At 68.8% G+C, this 6291-nt stretch carries 7 protein-coding genes; 3 read left to right on the top strand and 4 right to left on the bottom strand.

The genetic code is table 11. From position 1 onward, the window contains the following. Nucleotides 1-313: 313 nt before the first annotated feature. The 4 genes from NOD94_RS28390 to NOD94_RS28375 form a co-directional block, all read right to left on the bottom strand. Entirely contained in the window at nucleotides 314-1423 is a 1110-nt protein-coding gene (locus tag NOD94_RS28390; RefSeq protein WP_281208979.1) for a hypothetical protein, read from the bottom strand. A 488-nt stretch (nucleotides 1424-1911) separates the two neighbouring features. After that, on the bottom strand, nucleotides 1912-2502 hold the full coding sequence (locus tag NOD94_RS28385) for a hypothetical protein (protein WP_281208978.1): 591 nt from the start codon (nucleotides 2500-2502) through the stop codon (nucleotides 1912-1914). Nucleotides 2503-2726: 224 nt separating this feature from the next. After that, nucleotides 2727-2930, bottom strand: a complete 204-nt coding sequence (locus NOD94_RS28380; protein ID WP_281208977.1) for a hypothetical protein — start codon at nucleotides 2928-2930, stop codon at nucleotides 2727-2729. 2 nt (nucleotides 2931-2932) lie between these two features. Next, complete coding sequence (locus tag NOD94_RS28375) at nucleotides 2933-3076, bottom strand: hypothetical protein (protein WP_281208976.1); 144 nt, start codon at nucleotides 3074-3076, stop codon at nucleotides 2933-2935. Between the two features lies 1 nt (nucleotide 3077). On the opposite strand from NOD94_RS28375, the gene NOD94_RS28370 reads away from it, so the two are divergent. From NOD94_RS28370 to NOD94_RS28360, 3 genes are all read left to right on the top strand, one after another. Continuing rightward, the gene (locus NOD94_RS28370) at nucleotides 3078-3785 is read left to right on the top strand and encodes a hypothetical protein (RefSeq protein ID WP_281208975.1); all 708 of its coding nucleotides are present in this window, start codon (nucleotides 3078-3080) and stop codon (nucleotides 3783-3785) included. Nucleotides 3786-3960: 175 nt separating this feature from the next. Further along, nucleotides 3961-4563: a recombinase family protein gene (locus tag NOD94_RS28365; RefSeq protein ID WP_281208974.1), complete on the top strand. Its 603-nt coding sequence runs from the start codon at nucleotides 3961-3963 to the stop codon at nucleotides 4561-4563. After that, nucleotides 4514-6082, top strand: a complete 1569-nt coding sequence (locus NOD94_RS28360) for a S1 RNA-binding domain-containing protein (RefSeq protein ID WP_281208973.1) — start codon at nucleotides 4514-4516, stop codon at nucleotides 6080-6082. Before NOD94_RS28365 ends, NOD94_RS28360 begins: the two co-directional genes overlap by 50 nt. Nucleotides 6083-6291: the final 209 nt, after the last annotated feature.

Below are 6291 nucleotides of genomic sequence, written 5' to 3'. Positions count from 1 at the left end.
GGGGGGGGGGGGGGGGGGGGGGGGGGGGGGGGGGGGGGGGGGGGGGGGGGGGGGGGGGGGGGGGGGGGGGGGGGGGGCGGGGGCGGGGGGGGGGGGGGGGGGGGGGGGGGGGGGGGGGGGGGGGGGGGGGGGGGGGGGGCCCCCCCCCCCCCCCCACGCTGCGAGCGCGAGCAGGTGAGCCGTGGGGGGTTCCGTCCAACGAACGACGACCTTGCCATCGCGGGCTACAGCCCGCTGCTCCTTGACGCCCTCGAACGGTCGTAAGCCGCGTGGTCGACGCAGCCGAGGAGTCCATGGCAGGGGGCGGGTGGCGTCAGTTCCAGGTGATCAGTGAAAGCTTGTGCTTGTCGGAGCCGTCCATGGGCTTCTCAAGCTCTGCGATCTTCACCGGCTGGCTGCCCGGAGTGGAAGGGTCGATCTTGTAGATGACATCCTGACCCGCTCCGTTCCGGGCGATGAACGCGATGCTCTTCCCGTCCGGCGAGAGCAGGGGATCCTGGACGGTCCGATCCGCGTCGGGCAGGAGCGAGATCCTGGTCACGACGCTCTTGTGGTCGGCGCTGAAGGTGATCTGTTCAAGCGAGTAGTCGCATACCAGGGTGGTGTCATCACGCCAGAACGCCGGGTAGCAATCCCGTTGGTTGTTCCCGCTCAGCCCCTGCACGGGGAATTCCTGGAAGAACGACCTCACCCCGCCGTTTGTGGGCTGGCGGTCCAGCTTCCCGAGCGAGCCCGTCATCGCGATGACGCCCGAGGGGGAAACGGCCACGACGTCGCTTTGGCCCAGCGACAGGATCGCGGCGGCCGTGACGGGGTCCTTGGCTATGTGGTCGGCGATCGCCTTGACCGGCTTCTCCGTGGCCATGCCGCCCTTCGGGTCGCGGACGTACACCAGGGACTCGCCGCCATCGCTGTCGTACCAGAGCTGCCCCGTGACAGGGTGGAAGGCCACAGCCCCGGTGCGCAGGTCCTTGACAAAAGCATCCTTGTCGGGCGGAGCGATCTCCTTTCCGGTGGTGGTGTCGGCCGCACCGGCGCGGCTGGGCGCGGCGAGGCCCGCCACCATGGTGAGGTTCTTGTTGAAGGCCCTCCAGGGCGCCGGCCTTTCCCCTTCGTCGCAGATGGTCAGCGGCTTGAACCCGGGATCCATCACCGAGTTGCGTTCCGCGACCAGGGCACCGTCCTTGAGCGCGTACGAACGGACCGTCAGCCCGTAGATGTTCCGATTATCCGCGCCCCGAATCGTGCGGCAGAAGGCCACGGAGATGGTGCCCTTCCCCGCCAGCGGCGCGGTCGCCTCCTTCTCCCCCGCAGGCGCTTCGCCACTATTCGCACCACCACCGGCGTTCTCGCTTCCGCCGCCGCATGCGCTCAGCACCAATGCGGTTCCAGCGGCAAGTCCAGCTCTGAACAGCCGTCCCATGGGTTCTCCCTGCTTGTATGTCCACCTTCAAAGCAAAGACGATCATAGGAGAGTCGCCGCGCGCCGAATCCCGACAGAGCACCAGCGGACTCGCAACCATCGTCACCGGCCTTCCCGCGCACGGACCTGCGGTACTTCACCGCGGGCCGCTGTCCGGTGGGCCGATCCGGGCGCGCGGACCGCGCCACGCAGAGACTTCCGAGGCGGGGTCGTCGTCGGCTACACCGGTCGGCCGGCGCAGCCCCGCGCCCTCGCGGTACGACTACCCGACGGCCACACGGTGCTCACCCAGCGGCTTCCGGCCGCACTCGCGCGGGCCGCCGCCGAGTACCTCGTCGACGCGGCGCCCGGCCCGACGGACCGCACCACGAGCGGCGACCAGAACACCACCACCCCTGTCGAGGACCTCGTTATCGAAGTACTGAAGGTACGACCCGTCATCGTGTGGTCACCGCCACCCGCTCAGGTGACCGGCTCTCCGTTCGCCACTACACCGATGGGGCGAGCAGGTCACCCATGACTGCCTGAAAGCGGTGCAGGTCGTCTGCCCAGCCGGGCACGATCAGGTGCTGCACGGTGCTGATGGTGATTGCCGCCTCCCCAACGGCGCCGTCCGGTGCCAGGCCTCCGACCCGGACCCACTGCTCCCACATCACGTCGGGCATCAACTGAAGGATGAGCTCCGGGGTCGCCACGGCCCGGGCCCACAGCACCGCCAGCGTGCCGGAGGCTTTCGTGCAGGCGCGGACCGCCGCGCACAGCAGCCGGTCGTCCGCCCCCTCGATCACCCGCAACAGCCCGCGAAAACCGTCGGCCGGCGGGCACTGGGCCATTAGGTCGATGCCCGCGAGTTCGGCCTCTCGGTACGCGGCCCGTATGTGGTCGAACATCTCCTGGCCGCCCGGCCAGGTCGCCTCCCACGACTCCAGCAGGCCTTCGAAGCCGACATCGGCGACTCCACCCACCATCACCCGGGCCCCTGGCTCGATGAGCGCCCGGTGGAAGATGTTGGGCACCGAGCGGGTCGGAGGCAGCTCGACACCATCCTTGGCCGCATACTCGCGCAGCACGCCGTCCATGTCCCGGCGCGGGGACCGACGGTTTCGAAGCAGCTGCCCCGCGAGCCCGTCCTTGCCGTGAAAGCGGCGTCGGAATCTCCGTCGGGCACCCTCTCCGGGTCGAGGCCGGCTCTCTCCAAAGGCTTACGCAGCGAGGAAAGCAGCGCCGCGCGCAGCCGCTCGGCGGTCTCCGGGGTATCGGCGAGCGCCCAGCAGGCCCACCCCACGCAGCTGACACTCCGGCCCTACCCCGACGCCTGGGCCAGGCCGATCGTGCGGCGCACGATCTCGGGGCGGAAGTTGCCGTCATCGCCGAGCCACTCCTTCGTCCTCGGCAGCCACAGCTGGTGACGCCACCGCTCCAACTGAGTGGCGGTCACCTGGTACCCGAGCTTGTGAACCTCGGAGATCAGCGCGAGTTCAAGACGGGATGGACTCTTATGGGGCATCGTCAACTCCTACTGTTCGGGTCGCCGGCGGACAGGACGGTGAAGAGGGCGGCGGCCGTTCGCAGCGCGCTCGCCCAGACCTGACTCTGCGCCGCGGCGACACCGCCGGCGAGTGCCAGGAGCAGAACGAGCGCACGCCCATTCATCGTGACCAGTTGCGTCGAGCACGACTGCCGCCTCCTGGACGCCTCCGAGGTCCGGGCCTCGCTGATCCTGGGCCGGGAGATACACAGGGAACCGCTGGAGGAGTCCCGGGCCGCCCTGGACCACTACACCCACCAAGGACTCGCCACGGGGCGGGTCCGCCTGCCCGGCAGGACCGTGCACGTCGGGGTGTGGTTCCGCCTGCTGCGCTCCCTCCTGGACGAGGTCAGCCTGGCCGCGAGCACACAGAACACGCACGGCAAAACCGTGTTGCAGCAGATCTGGCAGGCCACCGGACACCCGGAACGCGCCGGTCTGAACGTCTGGCGCCCCTGCGAGCAGATGAGAGAGGACCACCGGGAGGCAATGTGGGACGCCGTGGCCACCGCGCTCCGTCTGGCCGCCGACGGCACGATCGTCGCCCTCGGGCGCCTCGGCTCCGCGATCCAGCCCCCGCGCCCCTCCGTCTACGACGGCGACCGGCCTTCCCCGTACCGCAACGCCTGGCAGGACGCCATGACCGCCATGGAAGAGGCACTCACCCTGGCGCGTATCGACCAGGACACTGCGCGGCAGCTCCTCACCCTGCTCACCGCGGGATGCCGCACGCTCGACCGGTTCGAGCAAGAGCGCTCCTATCTGTTCGGCGCCGGCATCCCCGCTGCGTTTCTGCCCGGCGCCCGCGAACTGGGCCGCACCGACCTGATCTGACGCTGTTCCGCTTCCATGGAAGTGGAACAGCGTGCCCGACGGCGTGTTCGCAAGGGGAACCCTCAACGAACAATCGTGATCTTGCCCGGAGAGGGATCGACCTGCGCTGACGGTGTCTCATTTAGGGTGTCCGGTGAGTTGTACGCTGAGCGGGGGCTTACCGTACGCTCCGGGCATGAGTGAACGCGTCGGCTACGCGAGATGCAGTCTGGACAAGCAGGACCTCACCGCCCAGCACGAGATCCTGATCAGCCTGGACGTCCCGGAGGACCGGATCTACCTGGACCATGGGCTGACCGGAACCAACCGTGACCGGCCCGGGCTGGCTCAGGCCTTCGCGGCGGTCCGCGCCGGCGACACCCTCGTCGTCCCCAAGCTGGACCGACTCGCACGCTCGGTACCCGACGCCCGCGACATCGGCGACTCCCTCACTGCCCGCGGCGTCAAGCTCTCGCTCAGCGGCACCCTCTACGACCCCGCCGACCCGATGGGCAAGATGTTCTTCAGCATCCTGGCCACCTTCGCCGAATTCGAGGTCGACCTCCTACGCATGCGCACCCGCGAAGGCATGGCAGTGGCGCGGGCCAAGGGCAAACTCAAGGGGAAGCAGCCCAAGCTCAACGCCCGCCAGCAGACCCACCTGGTCCAGCAGCACCAGTCCGGCGAGCACACCATCGCCGACCTCGCCGAGCTCTTCTCCGTCAGCCGCGCCACCGTCTACCGCGTCCTTGAACGCCACCAGAACGCATCCGCACCGTCGACCCCTGGCGGGCAGTGACGTGCTGCCCTACGTCTACCGGGTCACCAAGTACGATCCCGCCGACCGCGACCAGCACGGCCACTACGCCGGCGCCGAGCCCGCGACCAGCGACCACGGACCAGTCGAAGCCGCCTACCTGCAAGCCGTCGCCGCCTTCGCCGAGGACACCGGCGTCGACAAGCTGGCCATCCGCGAGCCGCAGCTCGGCGGCTTCGTCCACTTCGGCCTGGAACCACCGATCGACGGTTACGGCCTGGCCGACCTGTTCTCGGCCGGCCCCGCCGGGTTCCACGACGGTGCGCTGGTGCCGATCGCCGTCGGCCTGGAACTCGTCCGGGCCATGCTCCGCGACAACGGTGCCTGGTGCCGGCTGGAGACGGAGGGAGCGTTCACGGTGCACGTCGGCTGGGACCAGTACCTTTACATCGGCAGCAATCTGCCCTGCGAAACCGCACTGACCCGCACCCGCGCGCTCGGCCTGTTCCCAGAACGCCTGGACGCCTCGCCGTACGACTTCGCCCCCGACGACCCCGCGTACGTGCAGCGGCCGGCCGGTGCCGACTTCTGGGCCCGCCTGCACTGGACCGTCAGCGCCCACCGCGCCGTGTTCCTTGAGGAAGTCTTCGCCGCGAACGCCTCCCGGTGGCACCGCCTGACCCGCGACACCATCGAGACCGTGCGCTCCCAGTTGGCCCCACGCTCCCAGTTGGCGGTCTGGCCGGACCTGCTCACCGACGTCGCCACGGCCGTGGCCGCTCTGCCCGACGAAGGCCTGGTGGAGGTCATCTGGGAGGACACGGACGGACAGATCACGAGCACGGTCGTGGACGAGACCCAGTTCGAGGCAGTGACCTCCCAGCTCGCTGACGCGCGTGCTGCCGGCGTCGTATCCATGTATGCCGGTGAAGATCTCCCCCTGTTCACCGCTGTACTGCCTGACAGCGACGGTGTCCTGCGCGCACGCTGGCAGACCGAGCCGACTCCCAGCGACCGCGACTGGGCCTTCCTGAAGACCCTGCGACGCGGCCAGGTCGTCACCGGCACGGTGACGACCATCGCAAGCTTTGGCGTCACCTTCGTGGACATCGGCGGCTTCACCGCGATGATCAACATTCCGGAGCTGTCCTGGCGGTACATCAACCACCCGTCCGACGTCGTCAGCGTCGGCCAGGAGATCACCGCCGAAGTCCTCGACGTCGACATGGTGCGGGAGCGTGTGCCGCTATCGCTGAAGGCACTGCAGCCGGATCCGATGCTGGATCTCGCGCGGCAGGTCGGTCAGATCGTCACCGGCCCCGTCACGAAACTCGTACCGTTCGGCGCCTTCGTCCGCATCGAGGACTCCAAGGACGGTTTCGAGGGCCTGGTCCACAACACCGAACTGGCCGACGAGCTCGTGGAAAGGCCCGAAGACGTCGTTCAGGTCGGTGAAGCACTCGCTGTCAAGATCCTCGAAGTCGACCCCACCCGGCGCCGGATCGCACTGTCACACAAGCAGGCGCTCGCCGTCGCTCCGGAGAGGCACCGTCACCCCTGACGAGGAATTCGACTCGATACAGCCCCATAGCGGGCGTGGCGTGCAGAGGACTGCAGACATCAGTGCAGACGACTACGGAATCCGACAGTGCGGGTCGGGTTTCACGCAGCAATTGTTTCAGGAGCGCGTTTCCCAGATAGAGAGGAAGGAAACGGCCTGTGAAACAAGGCGGCCTGCGCGGATGCCCCGACGGCCCGATGTTGCAACGG

The sequence above is a fragment of the Streptomyces sp. Isolate_45 genome (genome assembly GCF_024721315.2).
Classification (GTDB): Bacteria; Actinomycetota; Actinomycetes; order Streptomycetales; family Streptomycetaceae; genus Streptomyces.
Note: the sequence above shows the minus strand (reverse complement) of the source record. Positions and strands in the feature narration are given on the sequence as shown.